Annotated in this window: 13 protein-coding genes and 2 pseudogenes; 8 read left to right on the top strand and 7 right to left on the bottom strand. The window is 74.9% G+C overall.

Annotated features, from left to right (window positions below; translation table 11 throughout):
- Window positions 1-83: 83 nt before the first annotated feature.
- Window positions 84-1,190 (bottom strand): polyprenyl synthetase family protein, encoded by a 1,107-nt coding sequence (locus tag ABZY91_RS37915; protein ID WP_355408297.1) that lies wholly within the window; start codon window positions 1,188-1,190, stop codon window positions 84-86.
- A gap of 184 nt (window positions 1,191-1,374) precedes the next feature.
- Between ABZY91_RS37915 and metF the strand changes: the two genes are divergently transcribed.
- On the top strand, window positions 1,375-2,289 hold the full coding sequence (gene metF, locus ABZY91_RS37910; protein WP_329882163.1) for a methylenetetrahydrofolate reductase [NAD(P)H]: 915 nt from the start codon (window positions 1,375-1,377) through the stop codon (window positions 2,287-2,289).
- A gap of 208 nt (window positions 2,290-2,497) precedes the next feature.
- A complete protein-coding gene (locus tag ABZY91_RS37905; RefSeq protein ID WP_355408295.1) occupies window positions 2,498-3,457 on the top strand; it encodes a hypothetical protein in 960 nt (319 codons plus the stop codon).
- Window positions 3,458-3,510: 53 nt separating this feature from the next.
- On the opposite strand, the gene ABZY91_RS37900 is transcribed toward ABZY91_RS37905, so the two are convergent.
- Both ABZY91_RS37900 and ABZY91_RS37895 read right to left on the bottom strand, forming a co-directional pair.
- Complete coding sequence (locus ABZY91_RS37900) at window positions 3,511-5,016, bottom strand: NAD(P)/FAD-dependent oxidoreductase (protein WP_355408293.1); 1,506 nt, start codon at window positions 5,014-5,016, stop codon at window positions 3,511-3,513.
- A gap of 10 nt (window positions 5,017-5,026) precedes the next feature.
- The gene (locus ABZY91_RS37895; protein ID WP_329882160.1) at window positions 5,027-5,671 is read right to left on the bottom strand and encodes a DUF4126 domain-containing protein; all 645 of its coding nucleotides are present in this window, start codon (window positions 5,669-5,671) and stop codon (window positions 5,027-5,029) included.
- 554 nt (window positions 5,672-6,225) lie between these two features.
- Here ABZY91_RS37895 and ABZY91_RS37890 point away from each other — a divergent pair.
- The 3 genes from ABZY91_RS37890 to ABZY91_RS37880 all read left to right on the top strand — a co-directional run bounded on the left by ABZY91_RS37890 (window position 6,226) and on the right by ABZY91_RS37880 (window position 8,404).
- Window positions 6,226-6,795 carry an SAV_6107 family HEPN domain-containing protein gene (locus tag ABZY91_RS37890; RefSeq protein ID WP_329952026.1) on the top strand — a complete coding sequence of 190 codons (570 nt, stop codon included), beginning with the start codon at window positions 6,226-6,228 and terminating at the stop codon, window positions 6,793-6,795.
- An 80-nt stretch (window positions 6,796-6,875) separates the two neighbouring features.
- Window positions 6,876-7,628, top strand: a complete 753-nt coding sequence (locus ABZY91_RS37885) for a methyltransferase domain-containing protein (RefSeq protein ID WP_329952027.1) — start codon at window positions 6,876-6,878, stop codon at window positions 7,626-7,628.
- 386 nt (window positions 7,629-8,014) lie between these two features.
- The gene (locus tag ABZY91_RS37880; RefSeq protein WP_329882157.1) at window positions 8,015-8,404 is read left to right on the top strand and encodes a DUF3040 domain-containing protein; all 390 of its coding nucleotides are present in this window, start codon (window positions 8,015-8,017) and stop codon (window positions 8,402-8,404) included.
- Between the two features lie 979 nt (window positions 8,405-9,383).
- Here the strand turns inward: ABZY91_RS37880 and ABZY91_RS37875 are convergent.
- From ABZY91_RS37875 to ABZY91_RS37860, 4 genes and pseudogenes are all read right to left on the bottom strand, one after another.
- Window positions 9,384-11,105: pseudogene (locus tag ABZY91_RS37875) on the bottom strand (DUF3488 and transglutaminase-like domain-containing protein); the annotation flags it as partial.
- Complete coding sequence (locus ABZY91_RS37870; RefSeq protein WP_355408290.1) at window positions 11,000-12,322, bottom strand: DUF58 domain-containing protein; 1,323 nt, start codon at window positions 12,320-12,322, stop codon at window positions 11,000-11,002. The pseudogene ABZY91_RS37875 and the gene ABZY91_RS37870, both read right to left, overlap by 106 nt.
- A 1-nt stretch (window position 12,323) precedes the next feature.
- Window positions 12,324-13,289 (bottom strand): MoxR family ATPase, encoded by a 966-nt coding sequence (locus ABZY91_RS37865; protein ID WP_355408299.1) that lies wholly within the window; start codon window positions 13,287-13,289, stop codon window positions 12,324-12,326.
- A 386-nt stretch (window positions 13,290-13,675) separates the two neighbouring features.
- Window positions 13,676-14,218 carry a carbonic anhydrase gene (locus ABZY91_RS37860; protein WP_329882153.1) on the bottom strand — a complete coding sequence of 181 codons (543 nt, stop codon included), beginning with the start codon at window positions 14,216-14,218 and terminating at the stop codon, window positions 13,676-13,678.
- Between the two features lie 593 nt (window positions 14,219-14,811).
- Between ABZY91_RS37860 and rsmH the strand changes: the two genes are divergently transcribed.
- The 3 genes and pseudogenes from rsmH to ABZY91_RS37845 all read left to right on the top strand — a co-directional run.
- Window positions 14,812-15,786, top strand: coding sequence for a 16S rRNA (cytosine(1402)-N(4))-methyltransferase RsmH (rsmH, locus tag ABZY91_RS37855; protein ID WP_329952030.1), 975 nt, complete (start codon window positions 14,812-14,814; stop codon window positions 15,784-15,786).
- Window positions 15,787-15,832: 46 nt separating this feature from the next.
- A complete protein-coding gene (locus ABZY91_RS37850) occupies window positions 15,833-16,432 on the top strand; it encodes a cell division protein FtsL (RefSeq protein ID WP_355408288.1) in 600 nt (199 codons plus the stop codon).
- Window positions 16,429-16,638: pseudogene (locus ABZY91_RS37845) on the top strand (hypothetical protein); the annotation flags it as partial. The gene ABZY91_RS37850 and the pseudogene ABZY91_RS37845, both read left to right, overlap by 4 nt.

The raw sequence follows: 16,638 nt of genomic DNA, 5'->3' as shown, positions 1-16,638 counted from the left end.
TGGGGGGGTTGGGGGCGCGGCGGTGCGGGGGGGGGCCGCCGCCCGAACGCCGACCGGCCGCCTGCCTCCTCCGCCGTCCGCGGTCAGTACTTGCGGACGGTGGCGGCCTCGGCCAGCGCCAGCAGCACCTCGCGGGCCCGCTCGTCCGCCAGCGGCGCCGCCGCCAGCGCGGCCAGCGACTGCCGCATCAGCTCCTCGATCCGCTGCTCGACCACGTCCGGCGCGCCGGAGCGGGCCACCAGCCCGCGCAGCTCGGCGACCTCCGGGGCGGCCAGGTCGGGCGCGCCCAGCCGCTCGTCCAGGTGCCGGGCGTCGGCGGCCGACAGGCCCCGCATGGCGTGCGCCACCAGCAGCGTCCGCTTGCCCTCGCGCAGGTCGTCCCCGGCCGGCTTGCCGGTGACCGCGGGGTCGCCGAAGACGCCGAGCAGGTCGTCCCGCAGCTGGAACGCCTCGCCCAGCGGCAGTCCGAACGCCCCGTACGCCTCGACCAGCTCCGGCGGGGCGCCCGCCAGTAGCGCGCCGACCTGCAGCGGCCGCTCGATCGTGTACTTGGCCGACTTGTAGTGCAGGACGGTCTGCGCCCGGTCCAGTGCGCCCTCGTCGGTGGAGTCCCCGGCGACCGGCTCCAGCACGTCCAGGTACTGGCCGACCATCACCTCGGTGCGCATCAGGTCGAACATCGGCTTGGCGGCCAGCACCGCGGCCGGTTCCAGGCCCGAGTGCAGGAACAGCTCGTCGCACCAGATCAGCAGCAGGTCGCCGAGCAGCACCGCCGCCGAGGCGCCGTACTGCTCGCGGTCGCCGCGCCAGCCGTGCTCGCGGTGGAGCGCCTCGAACCGGCGGTGCACCGAGGGCAGACCGCGCCGGGTGTCGCTGCGGTCCATCAGGTCGTCGTGGACCAGCGCGCTGGCCTGGAGCAGCTCCAGGGCCGCCGCCGCCCGGTCGATCCCGCTGCTCGCCGCCGGGCCGCCGGCGCCGCGCCAGCCCCAGTAGCAGAACGCCGGGCGCAGCCGCTTGCCGCCGTCCAGCAGGAAGTCGCGGAGCGCGTCGGCGACCGGCCCCAGCTGTGGGGAGATCTTGCCGAGCAGGGCCGACTGGCCGCCCATGAAGCCGGCGAGGGCGGCGTTGACACGCTCGCGCACGTCCTCCACGTCAATGGGGTTGGCCGGCCGCTGGCGGGACGAGGTCACGATGGGACTCCGGAGGTCGCTGGGGTTCAGCCAGGGTATCCGGGCGGGCAGGAACAACTGTACGGACGAGCCTCGGCCGCCCGGGTGAACCGCGGTGGTGGGGAACCGGAACGCCGTCCACCTGTTGTCTCAAAATCTGGGACCGAGTTGTCCGCGCCCTTCGCCCGGCGGCTAACCTGCCAGCATGGCACTAGGTATCGCTTCCACCAGACCGGACCGCGCGCTGACGGTCCGCGAACTCCTGGCAGCCGGCAAGCGGTCCTTCTCCTTCGAGTTCATGCCACCGCGCACCGAGGCCGGCGAGCAGAAACTCTGGGACGCCATCCGGCGGCTCGAACCGCTCGACCCCAACTTCGTCTGCATGACCTACGGCGCGGGCGGCTCCTCGCGCGAGCGCACCGTCAACATGGTCGGCCGGATCGCCACCGAGACCACGCTGACCCCGGTCGCCCACCTGACCGCCGTCGACCACTCGATCGCCGAGCTGCGCAACATCATCGGCCAGTACGCCGACCAGGGCGTGCGGAACGTCCTCGCGGTGCGCGGTGACCCGCCCGGTGACCCGACCGGCGAGTGGGTCAACCACCCGCAGGGCGTCACCTACGCCTACGAGCTGGTCGAGCTGATCAAGGGCATCGGCGACTTCTGCGTCGGCGTGGCGGCCTCGCCGAACATGCACCCGCGGTCGACCGACTGGGACGAGGACATCCGGCACTTCGTGGCGAAGATCCGCTCCGGGGCCGACTACGCGATCACCCAGATGTTCTTCGAGGTCGACGACTACCTGCGGCTGCGCGACCGGGTGACGGCCGCCGGCTGCGAGGCGCCGATCATCCCGGAGATCATGCCGGTCACCAACGCCAAGCAGCTGGAGCGGTTCCCCGAGCTGAGCGGTTCGGCCTTCCCGGTCGACCTGGAGGCCCGGCTGCGGGCGGTGATCGACGACCCGGCGGCGCTGCGCGAGGTCGGCATGGAGCACGCCACCGCGATGTCCGAGCGGCTGCTGGCGGAGGGCGTCCCCGGGCTGCACTTCATCACGCTGAACCACTCGACGGCCACCCTGGAGATCTACCAGAACCTCGGCCTGCACCGGCGCTGAGCTGCGCCGGAGCCTCGTCGGCGGCTCACGCCCGGCCCGGCCCGGCCCGCTTTCCGCCCTTCTGCGGCCCGTCCGCGGGCGGTCCGGGGCAGGCCGGGAGCCGGGCCCGAGCGGCCGGGAACGCGATGCGGTACCCGGGCCGTTGAACCGGTACAGTCGCCGCACACGCGCGGCGCGCGCGGGCACGCGACTGGAGGTACCGGGCGGGATGGGGATCGGATACCTGCTGCTGTACGGCGCGTTGGCGGTGGTGGCGCTCTGGCTGGTCGCCGAGCTGCTGCTGCAGAACCGGGCGCCGCTGCACTGGCGCGGCCTGGCCCTCGCCGGCTTCCTCGGGGTGGCCGTCGGGATGGCGATGGGATCCGTCCCGGTGATCGGCGGGGGCGCCGCGATGTTCGCGGTCGGCCAGACCTTCGTCACCCTCTCGGTGAAGCGCGGGTACGCGGCCGGCTGGTCGCTCCGCACGGCCGACGGCGGCCTGCCCGGCCCGCTGGCCAAGGTGCCGATGCTCGGCGCGCTGACCGGCGGTGCGGCGGCCGCGGCCGCCGTGGTCGCGGCGGAGCGGGTCGGCGAGGTGAGCGTGGTCGAGGAGGCCCCGGAGCCGGCCCCGGCGGCCGAGGACGCACCGGCCGTCGAGCAGACCGCAGCCTTCGCGATGCAGGAGCTGGCGACGGACGGCGTCTACGCGCCCGCCTACTACGAGCAGCAGCAGACCGAGCTGCTCCAGGCCGTTCCCCAGGCCGACCCGTACGCCGAGGCCTACGGGACGGGGTACGACCAGCAGCAGACGGCGTGGGACCAGAACGCCCAGCAGCAGTGGCAGACCCCGCAGCAGCCCGCCTTCGCGTACGACCAGGGCTACGGCACCTACCAGCAGCAGGCCGTGCAGCAGCCCGACCCGTACGGCACCTACCAGCAGCAGGGCGTGCAGCAGCCGGATCCGTACGGCACCTACCAGCAGCAGGGCGTGCAGCAGCCCGACCCGTACGGCTACGACCAGCAGCAGTGGCACCCCCAGCCCGGGCACCAGCACGTGGACCACCACCAGGCCCAGCCCGACCAGGGGCAGGGCCACGATCAGGGCCAGGGCCGGCACGGTATCCCGCAGCAGCCGCAGTACGACCAGTACGGCTACCCGCAGCAAACCACCTGGCAGCAGCAGGGCTGACTCCAGGGCCCCGGAACCGGATCCCGCTCGGCGGCCCGCTCCGACCGTCAGGCTCAGGCGGGGCCGATGAGGTTGGCCACGATGCAGGCGGACATGCCGACGCGGGCCAGGCCCCCGCCGGGGTGGGCGGCGCCGCCGGTGAGGTAGAGGCCGGGGTAGTCCTCGTTCGGGGCCTGGAGCAGGTCGCCGTCGAAGCCGGCGAGCGCGGGCGGCGGCACGGAGCCGAAGAAGGAACCGGCGTCGCGCTCGGTGTGCTCGGGGGTGCGGACCACCCGCCAGAGCACCCGCTCGCGCAGGCCGAGCCCGGCCGCGTCGGCCTGGTCGAGCATCCGGTCCGCGAAGGCGTCGGCGGTGCCGGGCGTCCCCCAGTCGAGGTCCAGCGAGGGCGTGGTCGCGGTGAGCACGACGCTCTCGTGGCCCTCCGGGTGCAACGACGGGTCGTCCGGCCGCAGGACCTGGACGGTCGGGCGGTCCGACAGCGGGGCGCCCGGGGGGAAGATGCCGGCCAGCTCGGCGGCCGGGTCACCGGCGTGCACCACCGTGCGGTGCGCGGTACCGGCCGGGCGGGCGCCGCGCAGCGCGAGCAGCACGCTGACCCGTCCGGGCACGCCGTGCAGCCGCCCGGCGGAGGCCGGCCAGTCGTCCGAGGAGTCGGCCGGGCCCATCCACTGGGTGTGCAGCACCCGGGTGTCGATCGAGGAGACCACCAGGTCGGCGTCGATCCGGTCGCCCTTGGTCTGCACACCGCAGACCCGGCCGTCCCGGGTGTCCACCTTGGTGACCGGCGTCTCGAAGCGGAACTCCACCTTGCGCTGCTCGCACCGCCGGTAGAAGGCGTCGGCCAGCGCGCGCAGGCCGCCCCGGACGTACCAGACGCCGAAGGACTGCTCCATGTACGGCAGCACGGTGGCCCCGGCGGGGGCGCTGCGCGGGTCGAGCCCGAAGCGCAGCGCGTGCTCGTGCAGCAGGGCGGTCAGGGCCGGGTGCCCGCCCAGCTGCTCGGCGGCGACGTCGGCCAGCGTCCACGGTCGGCGGCCGCGCAGCCGGCCGAACAGGCCGCGCCGGTCGGCCCCCGGCACCGGGTACGGGTCGGTGTGCAGCGGCCGGGGGTCGGCGGGGAGGGGCTCCTCCAGCAGCGGGCGGCGGGTGGCCTCCCACACCGTGCGGCCGTGGTTGAGCACCGTTGCCCAGCGCTCGCCGGCGCCCGGGCCGAAGGCCTCGTCGAGGGCCCGGACCACGCCGCCCCGGGACGCGTTGGGCAGCGACAGCGCGGTGCCGTCGGCGAACAGGTGACGGCTCTCCGGGTCGACCGGGCCCAGCTCGACCAGTTCCTCCAGCGGCTCCCGGCCGGTCTTCAGCGCGAGGTCGCGGTAGACGGCGGGGAGGGTGAGCAGACCCGGGCCGGTGTCGAAGGCGAAGCCGTCGCGCTCGTAGCGGCCGACCATCCCCCCGTACGTGCCGCGCGCCTCGCAGACCGTCACCCTGTGCCCGAGGGTCGCCAGCCGGGAGGCCGCCGCGAGCCCGCTCATACCTGCGCCGATGATGACGATCCGTGCCATGCGTCCGATCCTAGGGCCCGCTCCGGGTCCCCTGGACGGGCTCCTCCACCACCGGGCGTCCGGCCGCGGCGGCGCGGGCGGCCCGCCGTTCCCGCCGCCGGGCCCGGAAGGCCCGGATCCGGTTGACCGCGAACCAGACCAGTAGCAGGCCGATCAGCAGCAGGACGGTGGCGATCGAGGCGGCCAGCCAGGGGTGGAAGATCGCCAGTGTGACCAGTCCGGCCACCGACACGTCCTCGGCCAGCGAGACCACGATGTTGCTGGCCGGCTCCGGCGAGGTGTTGACCGCCATCCGCAGCGAGGCCTTCACCAGGTGGCTGACCAGCGCGGCTGTGCCGCCCATCGCGCCCGCCGCGACCTCGCTCAGCGAGCCCGGGTCGGCGGAGGCGATCAGCGCGCCCACGGTGGCACCCGCGACCGGCCGGATCGCGGTGTGGGCGACGTCCCAGAGGCTGTCCACGTACGGGATCTTGTCGGCCACCGCCTCCAGCAGGAACAGCACGCCCGCGGCGATCAGCACGTCGGTGCGCTCCAGCGCGGGCGGCACCGAGTCGGCCCCCGCGAACCGGCCGAGCAGACCGAGCAGCAGCACCACCGCGTACGCGTTGATCCCGCTCGCCAGTCCGCTGGTGAAGATCAGCGGAACGATCGTCATCCGTTCCTCCTCGGAGTGCCCGCCGGGATCGGCCCGGCTCGCCGTACCGTACCGGGACGCCGCGGGCGGGGTGTGCGGTTCCCGCCGCGGGAGGTCCGAGTGCGGTCCGGGTGCGTCTGAGTACGGATACTCAGGTACCGGGTTGAGTAGCTGCGCGGATGGCCTGCGACCTGCGAAGACGGGAGAGTGGTGGCACCGGGACGGCGGCGCGTCGGGCGCCCCGCCCCGGAGCTGCGGACGGGCGTCGTCCGCCGGTCACGGGGGACCGGCGGAAGCGCCGTCGAGCTCCGCACCGGAGCCGGTCGGAGGCCGCGCACCGCCGGCACGGGGCGGCGGAGCGGGCCAGGGGGGACCGGCGTACCGGCGGGGGGGAACCGGGGCCGGAAGGCCGCGGCGAACGGGGGGACCGGGGTGCTCCGAAGCGCCGTCCGTGGGGGACGGCGCTTCGGTACCCGCGTCGGCGACGGCGCTCCGGCCGGATTGTCAGTGGTGCCGGTCACGATGGAGGAGCGCGGATCACCCGGTCCGTGCGCTGCCTCGGAACGGGGGAGACCATGACCATCAGCCACCCTGAGCCCGTCACCGCCCGCCTCCACTCCGCCGCCGACCGACCGGCCGCCGACCGGCCCGCCGCCCACGGGCCGGCCACCGGCGCCGACGTGCACCCGGTGCTGCGCCGGGTCTCCGCTCCGCCCGCCGCCCTCGACCTGCTCGCCGACGCCCACCGGACCCTGACCCGTTCCCGTTCCCTGGAGGACCCGCTGGAGCGGTACGCCGCCGCGCACCTCGCGGCGCTGCGCACCGTCGCGGCGGTGCTGGCCGTCCGGGGGCGGCCCGAGAAGAACCCCCGGCGCCGCCGGGCGATCCGCAGCGCCTGGGAGGTACTGCCCGAGGTCGCGCCCGAACTCGCGGAGTGGGCGGTGTACTTCGCGGCCGGTGCGCGCCGCCGGGCCGCCGCCGAGGCCGGCATCCGGGGTTCCGCCTCGGCCCGCGACGCCGACGACCTGATCCGCAACTCCGCCTTCTTCCTCCGTCTGGTCGAGCGGCTGCTCGGCCTGCACCCGACCCCGCCCGCCCCGCGCCTGCCGCTGGACGGTGCCGACGACCCGGGTGACGCCGGGTGACCGGCGTCGCGGGCGCGTCGTCCGCTCGGTCTAAGGTGGAGGCAACCTGATCGAATCTGCACGTGCCAAGGAGCCCCGCCTTGTACCCGACGCGTCCCCGCAGTGCCCTGCGTACCGCCGTGGTGTGGGAGGTGGTGCGGGCCGCCCTGGAGAAGCGGGCGGCCGAGCTGGACCAGCCGGTGCTGGACGTGGTGGACACCGGTGGCGGCACCGGTAACTTCGCGGTGCCGGTGGCCCGGCTCGGCCACCGGGTCACCGTGGTCGACCCGAGCCCGGACGCGCTGTTCGCGCTGGAGCGGCGGGCCGCCGAGGCCGGCGTGACCGACCTGGTCCGCGCCGTGCAGGGCGACACCCAGACGCTGCCCGAGCTGGTCGCGCCCGGCAGCGTCGACGCGGTGCTCTGCCACGGCGTGCTGGAGGTCGTGGACGACCCGGCGGACGCCCTCGGCAGCCTGGCCGGCACCCTGCGCCGGGGCGGCTTCGTGAGCCTGCTGGCCGCGAACCGGAACGGTGCGGTGCTCGCCCGGGCCCTCGGCGGCCACTTCGCCGAGGCCCGCGCGGTGCTGGCCGCCGACGACGGCCGCTGGGGCGACAGCGACCCGATGCCGCGCCGCTTCACCGGCGAGGAGCTGGACCGGCTGGCGGTCGGGGCGGGCCTGCGGGTCGAGTCCGTGCACGGGGTCCGGGTCTTCGCCGACCTGGTGCCCGGCGTCCTGGTGGACACCGAGCCGGGTGCCATGGAGGCGCTGCTCAAGCTGGAGGAGGCGGCCGCCGGGCAGCCCGCGTTCCACGCCGTGGCGACCCAGCTCCACCTGCTGGCCACCCTGGCCTGACCGGCCCGTCCGCCGCCGTTCGCCCGCGCACCGCCGCCGCGTCTCCCGGCCGTCTCCTCACCGTCTCCTCACGATCCCCCCAGGTCCGGGCCCATTCCATCGGATCGGGCACTTGTCCGGCGGCCTCCGCGTTGAGCACTGTGCAGCTGGGAGCCGCCGAAGTGGCCGGGCCCACGCGTGGTCGACCACTCCGGAACCGGCCGGTGGACCGTATGATCTGGGTAAAGCCGGAAAGCATGACAGCCGGAAGCGCGGGGCATATGGACGACACGGACCCGGGCCCCCGCACAGGCGTCCGACCGCGTGTTCTGAAGGCTGATTGGACGTGCCTCCCCGACCGGGGCGGCGGACCGGTCGCACCCGCGACCGACGAGTAGGAGGACTCCGTGCCGCTCTCGGAGCACGAGCAGCGACTGCTCGACCAGATGGAGCGAGCGCTGTATGCCGAAGATCCCAAATTCGCGTCGGCGCTTGAGGGAACCGGTCTGCGCACCTACACCCGTCGCCGGGTGTACCTGGCCGTCGGTGGCTTCGTGGTGGGCATCGGCCTGCTGATGGGCGGCATGGTCGTACCCAACCAGATCTGGGTCAGCGTGGTCGGGTTCCTGGTGATGCTGGGGTGCGCCGTCTTCGCCGTGACCGGCTGGCGCCGTGGGCCCGCCGGACAGACCCAGGGCGCCGGGCCGGCCGCGGCCCCGCGCCGCAAGGCAGGGATGATGGACCGGGTGGAGCAGCGCTGGCAGCGTCGGCGCGACGAGCAGACCGGCGGGTTCTGAGCCGGTCGTCCGGGGCCTGGTGAGGATCCGGACGGACGCACGGGACGCCGGACGAACGTGACGAGGGCGGGCAGTCGACCGACTGCCCGCCCTCTCCGTTGTCCCCGGGCTCCCGTCCGGCACCGGCGGGGGAGCCGGCGGGGGACGGGAGCCGGTGCGTCAGGACTCCGGACGGTCGCCCTTCCGCCGCCGCAGGGCCCGGCGGACCGGCCCGGTGACGGCGGCGGTCAGCCGCGCGGCCCTGCGGCGCACCGCCAGCCGGGCCGCCAGCACCGCGTCCGAGAGGCGCCACCAGAGCTGGGCCGAGGACGCGGGCAGGAGCAGCGCCCTGGCCCGGCCGCGCCGGCCCGCGCCGGCCCGCAGGCCGTCGCGCGGTCCGGACGTCCGCCGCCAGCGGCGTGGTGACCTGCGTGGTCCGGGCGTAGAGGGCCCGCTCGGTGGCCAGCGCCACCCGCCCGGCCGCCGCCGCCGAGGCCTCGTCGAGCTCGGCGGTCTCGGCGATCCGGCGCGCGGCGGAGCGCGGGGTCCGCGACTCGTCGGGCGGGATGCCGAGGTCCCAGGCGGAGTCGATCAGCTCGTCCCAGGCGGCCATCACCTGCTCGTCGGTGAGTTCGACCGACCCCTCCCCTCCGGGGCGCCGCCGCCCGCCGGCTCCGAGCCGGCGCCGGCGCAGCAGCGCCCGCCAGACCATCGGGGTGAGCAGCAGCGCGAGCAGCACCAGGGCGGCGGCCAGGGTGGCCAGGGTCTTCCCGGAGAACAGCCAGGAGTCGGCCAGGGCACCGCCGGCGGACCTGTCCCGCTCCCCGCACTCGCCCATGCTGCGCAGCTTCGGGTCGCAGTCGGGGTTGGCGGACGGCAGCTGCGCCGAGGCGCTGGGCTGCGGCTGCGCGGTCGGCTGCGTGGTCGGTGCGGTGGTCGGCGCGGCGACCTGGTCGCTGTACTCGGGCTGCACGCCGCGGGTCGGGGTGGGCTCGAAGCGCATCCAGCCGTAGCCCTCGAAGTACAGCTCGGGCCAGGCGTGGTACATCGAGTCGGTCACCGAGTAGACGTCGCCGCCCTTGGTGTCGCCGGGCGTGAAGCCGAGCGCGACCCGGGCGGGGATGTCCAGGACGCGCGCCATCGCGGCCATGGTGGAGGCGAAGTGGACGCAGTAGCCCCGCCGCCGGGTCAGGAAGTCGGCCATCGCGTCGCTGCCGCTGTCGGACCGGGTCTTGACGTCGTAGGTGAAGCCGGAGCGGGTGAACCACTCCTGCAGCGCGACCGCCTTGTCGTAGGGGGTCCGCGCCTGCTGGGTGACGGAGACGGCCTTCTGGCGGACGATCGGCGGCAGGTCCCTCGGCAGGTCGAGGTACTGGGCCCGGATCCGGTCGGGCGCCTGGGGGGCGCTGCGCAGTTCGGCGGCGGTGGGGCCGACGTACAGCGAGGTGACCGTGTAGCCGAGGCCCTTGATCGCCTTGTCCCGGGTCGGCTGGAGGGCCGAGGTGAGCGAGTCGAGCTGCCAGTCGGCGGTGTTGCGCAGCGAGACGGTCCGGGCCGGGTAGGGCATCGGGAGCCAGGCGTTCTCCAGCCGGTCGCTGATCCTGACCGTGGTCTTCAGCTCCGGGAAGTCGGGCACGGTCAGGCCGTCGGGGGCCGGCAGGGTGCCCTTGAACTCGGTCGTGTCGGTGGAGCTGAGCTTCCACCTGGTGCCGTCGAAGGCGTCCAGCGAGCCGGTGCGCAGGTAGGTGCTGTCGGCCAGCGGGCTGTCCATCTTGTAGGTGAGCAGCTCGACGTTGCGGGGCTCGGGGAGCGCGTCGTTCAGGGCGACCAGGGGATCGAGGCTGTTGAAGCCGCCGGCGCCGCCGTGCTTGCCGGAGCTCGCGGTGCCGCCGCTGTTCACCAGGCCGGAGCTCCAGCGCGGCAGGAAGGCCGGCAGCAGCAGGGCGAGCGCGAGTGCCACCACGCCGACCTGCCGGCCGCTCTGGCTGAGTCCGCCGGAGCTGCCCTCGGTGCCGTGCGGGGTGCCGCGGAAGACCCGGCCCCAGCGGGAGACCCGGTCCTGGCCCTCGGCGAAGAGCAGGACCAGGTAGCCGGCCGCGGCGGCCGCGAACCAGAGCCAGTTGCCCCGGTCGCCGGCCAGGCCGTTGCCGACCGAGTAGAGCGCCAGCAGCGGCAGCCCGGCCAGCGCCGAGCGCCGGTACGTCACCGCGACGGTGTCCACCGCGACGGCGATCAGACCGATCGAGGTGATCATGATCAGCCGCAGGCCCGCGCTGGGCGGGGCGGGGATGGCGTACTCCCGGATGTCGTTCAGCCCCTGCTCGAACGCCCGGGCGAGGGTGCGCAGCGACTCGGGACCGGGGACGATCCCGCCCCAGGATGCGCCGGAGGCCGCGAAGGCGAGCAGCAGCAGGAGGAGGAGCGCGACCAGCTGGCCGAGCGGGACGGCCCAGCGGTAGAACGGCGTGCGCCGCAGGCCCGCGCCGACGACCGCGATCACGGCCACCACCAGGTACGCGTGGGTGATCCAGCCCTTGGTGGTCAGCAGCGGGGTCAGGCAGAGCGCGGCCAGGGCGGTGGCCAGCGCCGAGTACGCGGTCAGTTTGGCCCGGGTGGTCACGCGCCGGCCTCGTTTCGGTAGGGGGAGGGCGCCTCGGCCCGGTCGGCGGCCCGCCACAGTTCGGTGACCGAGTCGCCGGCACGGACGGGCAGGACGGTCCATCCGGCCTCGCGCAGGCGGAGCACCCGGTCGCGGAACTCGTCGCCGCCGGTGTCGGGGGCGAGCATGCGGAGGCCGGCCCAGGTGGCGGTGTCGAGGAGGAAGGCCACGGCGCCACCGGTGCGGTTGCGCAGCCGGGCCAGCCGGGCGACCTGCTCCTCGTCCAGGTCGCCGAGGACGGCGACCAGCAGGCCCTCCCCGCCGGCCCGCAGCGGTTCCTCGGCGCGGGAGAGCCCGGCGCCCTCGGAGAGGTCGGCCACGGCGAGGGCGTCCAGGATCAGGCCGGAGGCGTCGGGTGCCGTGTTGCCGCCGCCGGCGCCGCTCCCGGGGACGGCGAGTCCGGTGTCGGTCAGCAGCCGGGTCTGGTAACCGCGTTCCAGCAGGTGGGCGGTGACCGAGGCGGTGCAGGAGACCGCCCATTCGAAGGAGGAGGCGGGGCCGCTGCCCCGGTGGCCCACCTCGCGGGTGTCCAGCAGGACGGTGGCCCGGGCCTTGCGGGGCTGCTCCTCGCGGCGGACCATCAGCTCGCCGTAGCGGGCGGTGGACTTCCAGTGCACCCGGCGGAGGTCGTCGCCGGGGCGGTACTCGCGCAGGATGACGTCGTCGTCACCGGCCAGGGCCAGGGCCCGGGCGTGGCTGTCGCCCTGGCCGGCCCACTCGCCGCTGAGCCGGACGTACGGCAGCGGCAGGATCTGCGGGACGACGGTGAGCACGTCGGAGGCGGAGAACGAGCGGTTCAGCTCGCACATCCCGAACGGGTCGGAGAGCCGCAGCTGGAGCGGGCCGAGCGGGTAGCGGCCCCGGAGGTCGGAGCGGACCCGGTAGGAGACCTCGCGGTTGCCGCGGGGCTCGACCCGGTCCAGCACGAACCGCGGGCGCGGCCCGAGCACGTACGGGACCTTGTCCTCCAGCAGCAGCAGGCCGGTGGGGACCCGGGAGACGTTGTCCACCCGCAGGTGGACCCGGGCCTCCTGGCCGGCCACCGCCCGGCGCGGGCTGAGCCGCCGGCCACTGGCCACCCGGTAGCGGGTGTTGGACAGCAGCAGGGCGGCGGCCAGCGGCAGCGCGGCGAGCAGGACGCCGACGCGCAGCAGGGCGTCCTGGTCGAGCAGGTACGCGCAGACCACCGCGGTCACCCCGGCGGCCAGGAAGGAACGGCCCCGGGTGGTGAGGCCGCGCAGGCCGGCGCGCAGGCCCGACGGTTCGTCGGACGGGCCCACCTCAGCTCCTCCGCGTGGCGGGGGCGCCCTGCGGGCGCGGGAGCGGCAGGCGGGCGACCAGCTCGGCCACGATCTGCTCGGAGGTGCGGCGGCTGAACTGGGTCTCGGCGGTCGGCATCAGGCGGTGGGCGAGCACCGGGACGGCGAGGCGCTGGAGGTCGTCCGGGGTGACGTAGTCGCGGCCGTCCAGGGCGGCGGCGGCGCGGGCGGCCCGGACCAGGTGCAGGGTGGCGCGGGGCGAGGCGCCGAGGCGCAGCTCGTGGCTGGTGCGGGTGGCGGAGACCAGGTCGACGGCGTAGCGGCGGACCGGGTCGGCGATGTGCACGGTGCGGACCAGGTCGATCAGCTTGAGGATGTCGGAGGCGTGCGCGACCGGCTGGAGGTCGTCCAGCGGGCTCGCGCCGGCGTGCACGTCGAGCATGGCGAACTCGGCCTCGGGGCTCGGGTAGCCCATCGAGATCCGGGCCATGAAGCGGTCCCGCTGGGCCTCGGGGAGGGGGTAGGTGCCCTCCATCTCGACCGGGTTCTGGGTGGCCACGACCATGAACGGCGAGGGCAGCTCGTAGCTGGTGCCGTCGATGGTGACCTGACGCTCCTCCATCGACTCCAGCAGCGCGGACTGGGTCTTCGGCGAGGCCCGGTTGATCTCGTCGCCGACGACGATCTGGGCGAAGATCGCGCCCGGCCGGAACTCGAAGTCGCGCTGGTGCTGGTCGAAGATGTTGGTGCCGGTGACGTCCGAGGGCAGCAGGTCCGGGGTGAACTGGATGCGCCGCACGGTGCAGTCGACCGACCGGGCCAGCGCCTTGGCCAGCATGGTCTTGCCGACGCCGGGCACGTCCTCCAGCAGCAGGTGGCCCTCGGCGAGCAGGACGGTCAGGGCGATCCGGATGGCCTCCGGCTTGCCCTCGATCACGCTCTCGATGTTGCCGCGGATCCGGTCCACGACGGCGGCGAGTTCCGGCAGACCGACGGGGTGGTACCCCGGCGTCTCCCGGTCGCCCCCTGCACGACCGTCGAGACCGGTCTGATCGTTGTAGCTCGTCACCCGTTCGCTCCCTGGCACACCACGTGCCCGCCTCCGTTGAGGCCGGCCCCCACCCCATGCTGGACGCGGCCCCTCCGGGAGCGGTTCCGTGTTCCGGGAGCCGGTGCCGGAGTACGGCCTGCGACCGGCCGCCCCAGGTGGTTCGAGGCCGGACCGGCAGGCGCATTCTCCCCCGGGCGGTGGTCAGAAGTCACCCTCCGGACCGGGCGCCCTCGGGCGGCCGTGCCGGGGAGGCGGGCCGGGGGCTTCCGGGGAGCGTCCGGCTGGCCCGGGCGACGCTGGCCGGGCCGACCGGATGGACGGGGTCAGTGGATCTCGCGCAGCAGCCCGGTGTGGACGTCGAAGACGAAGCCGCGCACGTTGTCGGTGTGCAGCAGGAACGGAGAGGTGCGGACGCGCTGCATGGACTGCCGGACGTCACTGTCCAGGTCGACGAAGGACTCGACCGCCCACTGCGGGCGCTGCCCGACCTCCTGCTCCAGCTCGCGGCGGAAGTCCTCGGTGAGGCCGAGCAGGCCGCAGCCGGTGTGGTGGATCAGCGCGACCGAGCGGGTGCCCAGGGCGCGCTGGCTGATGGTGAGGGAACGGATGGTGTCGTCGGTGACCACGCCACCCGCGTTGCGGATGACGTGGGCGTCGCCGAGTTCGAGGCCGAGCGCGGCGAACAGGTCGAGGCGGGCGTCCATGCAGGCGACCACGGCGATCTTCTGCACCGGGCGGGCGTCCATCCCGCCGTCGCGGAAGGTCACCGCGTACTCGCGGTTGGCCGCGACGAAGCGGTCGATGATGGTGGGTGTCGGGGCGTCGGCAGCGGCGGTCGGCGTGGGCCGGTCGGGGGTCACTGTCATGGTGAAGACGTTAGTGCGATTCGCCGGGTCTTGGTGGGGCTGATGGCGACAGAGCGGGCCCGTGTGACCGAGCGCATATCCACAAGACGCCGCCGCTTCCGGGCGATACGGACGGATTTGTCCGACCCGGTCCCGGTCCGGCCCCGACCCGTCCCGTCCGCTGTCCGGGGCGGTGCCCGGTGCCGGGGCGCGCGGCACCGCGGCCGGCGCGGCTGCGGCGTCCGGCATGTGCCACGAGCACCGTCGCGACCTGCGGTGATCCGTACCGCCGCCCGGGTGGTGCGCCGGAGCGGGCCATTGACTGGCGGGGCGTGCGCGATAGAGTTGCGGCGCAGTGGAGCACACCCGCCGGGGCCCGTCAACCGGGCGTTTCCGGCCGGTGCGGCGGCCGACGCGGCCCGTGGCCTCCACCCGCTCCGTGCCACCTGGCGCACCTTCCCCGGTGCCGGGCGGTCACGACCTTCCCCAAGGAGCGGGCGGGGCCCACGGGCCGCGGCCCGGCCCCTGCGTCTGCTTCGCGGCGTGGTGGGACAGAATGGTCCGAGCTCCCGTACTTCGGGCGGCTCCGCACCGAGGAAGGGCGCCACCGCGCAATGACCACCAACGATCCGGCCCCCAAGCACGTCCCGGTGATGCTGCAGCGGTGCATGGACGCGCTGGCCCCGGCGATCTCCCGGCCCGGTGCGGTGGTGGTGGACGCCACCCTCGGCCTCGGTGGCCACAGCGAGGCGCTGCTCACCCAGTTCCCGGACGTCCGGCTGGTGGCGGTGGACCGCGACACGGCGGCGCTCAAGCTCTCCGGCGAGCGGCTGGCCCCCTTCGGCGAACGGGCCACCCTGGTGCACGCCGTCTACGACGAGATCCCCGAGGTGCTGGAGCGCCTGGACATCCCGAAGGCCGACGGCATCCTCTTCGACCTCGGCGTCTCCTCCATGCAGCTGGACGAGGCCGGGCGCGGGTTCGCGTACGCGCAGGACGCGCCGCTGGACATGCGGATGGACCAGACCCGCGGGATCAGCGCGGCCGAGGTGCTGAACACCTACAGCCACGGCGAGCTGGCCCGGATCCTCAAGTTCTACGGCGAGGAGCGGTTCGCCGGGAAGATCGCCTCGGTGATCCTGCGCGAACGCGAGAAGGAACCGTTCACCAACAGCGCGCGTCTGGTCGAGTTGGTGCGCAACGCCATCCCGGCCGCCACCCGCCGCACCGGCGGGAACCCGGCCAAGCGCACGTTCCAGGCGCTGCGGATCGAGGTCAACGGCGAGCTGGAGGTCCTGGAGCGGGCGATTCCCGGGGCTCTGGGCGTCCTGCCCATCGGCGGGCGGATCGCCGTGATGTCCTACCAGTCGCTGGAGGACCGCCTGGTCAAGCAGTGCTTCGCGGCCGGGGCGACCAACACCGCCCCGCCGGGGCTGCCGTTCGTCCCGGAGGAGCACCAGCCCTGGCTCAAGCTGATCACCCGCGGTGCCGAGCAGGCCACCGAGGAGGAGATCGAGGAGAACCGGCGCGCCGCACCCGTACGGCTGCGGGTGGCGGAGAGGATCAGGGACCGAAGCACCCGGGGCTGACCGGCACCGGGACGGTCCGAAGGGCGGAGGAAAGACGGTGGGGCCGGTGGCCGGAGGCGGGGCGGGGAGCAGGCTGCTCCCCGGGCAGGGCGGCAGGGCGCGGATCACCGTCCGCCCCGGGCGACGCCAGGTACGGGGGCGGACGCCGTTCGCGGTGCTGGTGGTGGTGCTGCTCGGGGCCGGACTGCTCGGGCTGCTGGCACTGAACACCGCCCTCAACGAGGGCTCCTTCGAGCTGTCCAGGCTGCAGCGGCAGACCACCGTGCTCACCGACGAGCAGCAGGGGCTCCAGCACCAGATCGACCAGAACTCCGCGCCGGACGCGCTGGCCCGCCGGGCCGCCGAGCTGGGCATGGTGCCGGCCGGCGGGATGGCCTTCCTCGACCTGCCGAACGGCGGCGCGGTGGTCGGCACGCCGAAGCCGGCCCAGGACAGCCCGCCGGTGAAACGGTCCACCGTGGAACCGTGGCCCGGGAAGCAGCCGGCGCCGAGCGCCCAACCCGGTGCCCAGCCCGGATCCCCGGCGGCGGCGCAGCCCACCACCGCGGCGCCGAACGCCCCGGCCCCTGGCGGCGACGTCACCGTCCAGCTCAACCCGACCGCGCCGCAGCCGGCGCCGGCCACGGGCGGGGGCGCAGCCCGATGAGCACACCCCGTCAGCCCTCCGGCGCAAACGGCGGCAGCGGCGGACGCCGTCCCGTCAAGGGCGCCGCGCCCCGGCCGGTCCCGCGCGGGCAGTCCACCGGCAAGCCGCCGGCCGCCGGGCGCGCCCAGCCCGCCAAGGGGCAGCCGGCGAAGCCGCAGTCCGCCGCGGGTCAGCCGGCCCGCGCCAAGCAACCGCCCGCGAAGCCG

The sequence above is a fragment of the Kitasatospora sp. NPDC002965 genome (assembly GCF_040611255.1).
Lineage (GTDB): Bacteria > Actinomycetota > Actinomycetes > Streptomycetales > Streptomycetaceae > Kitasatospora.
The sequence above is the reverse complement of the archived record's forward strand: the minus strand, read 5'-3'. Positions and strand labels throughout refer to the sequence as shown.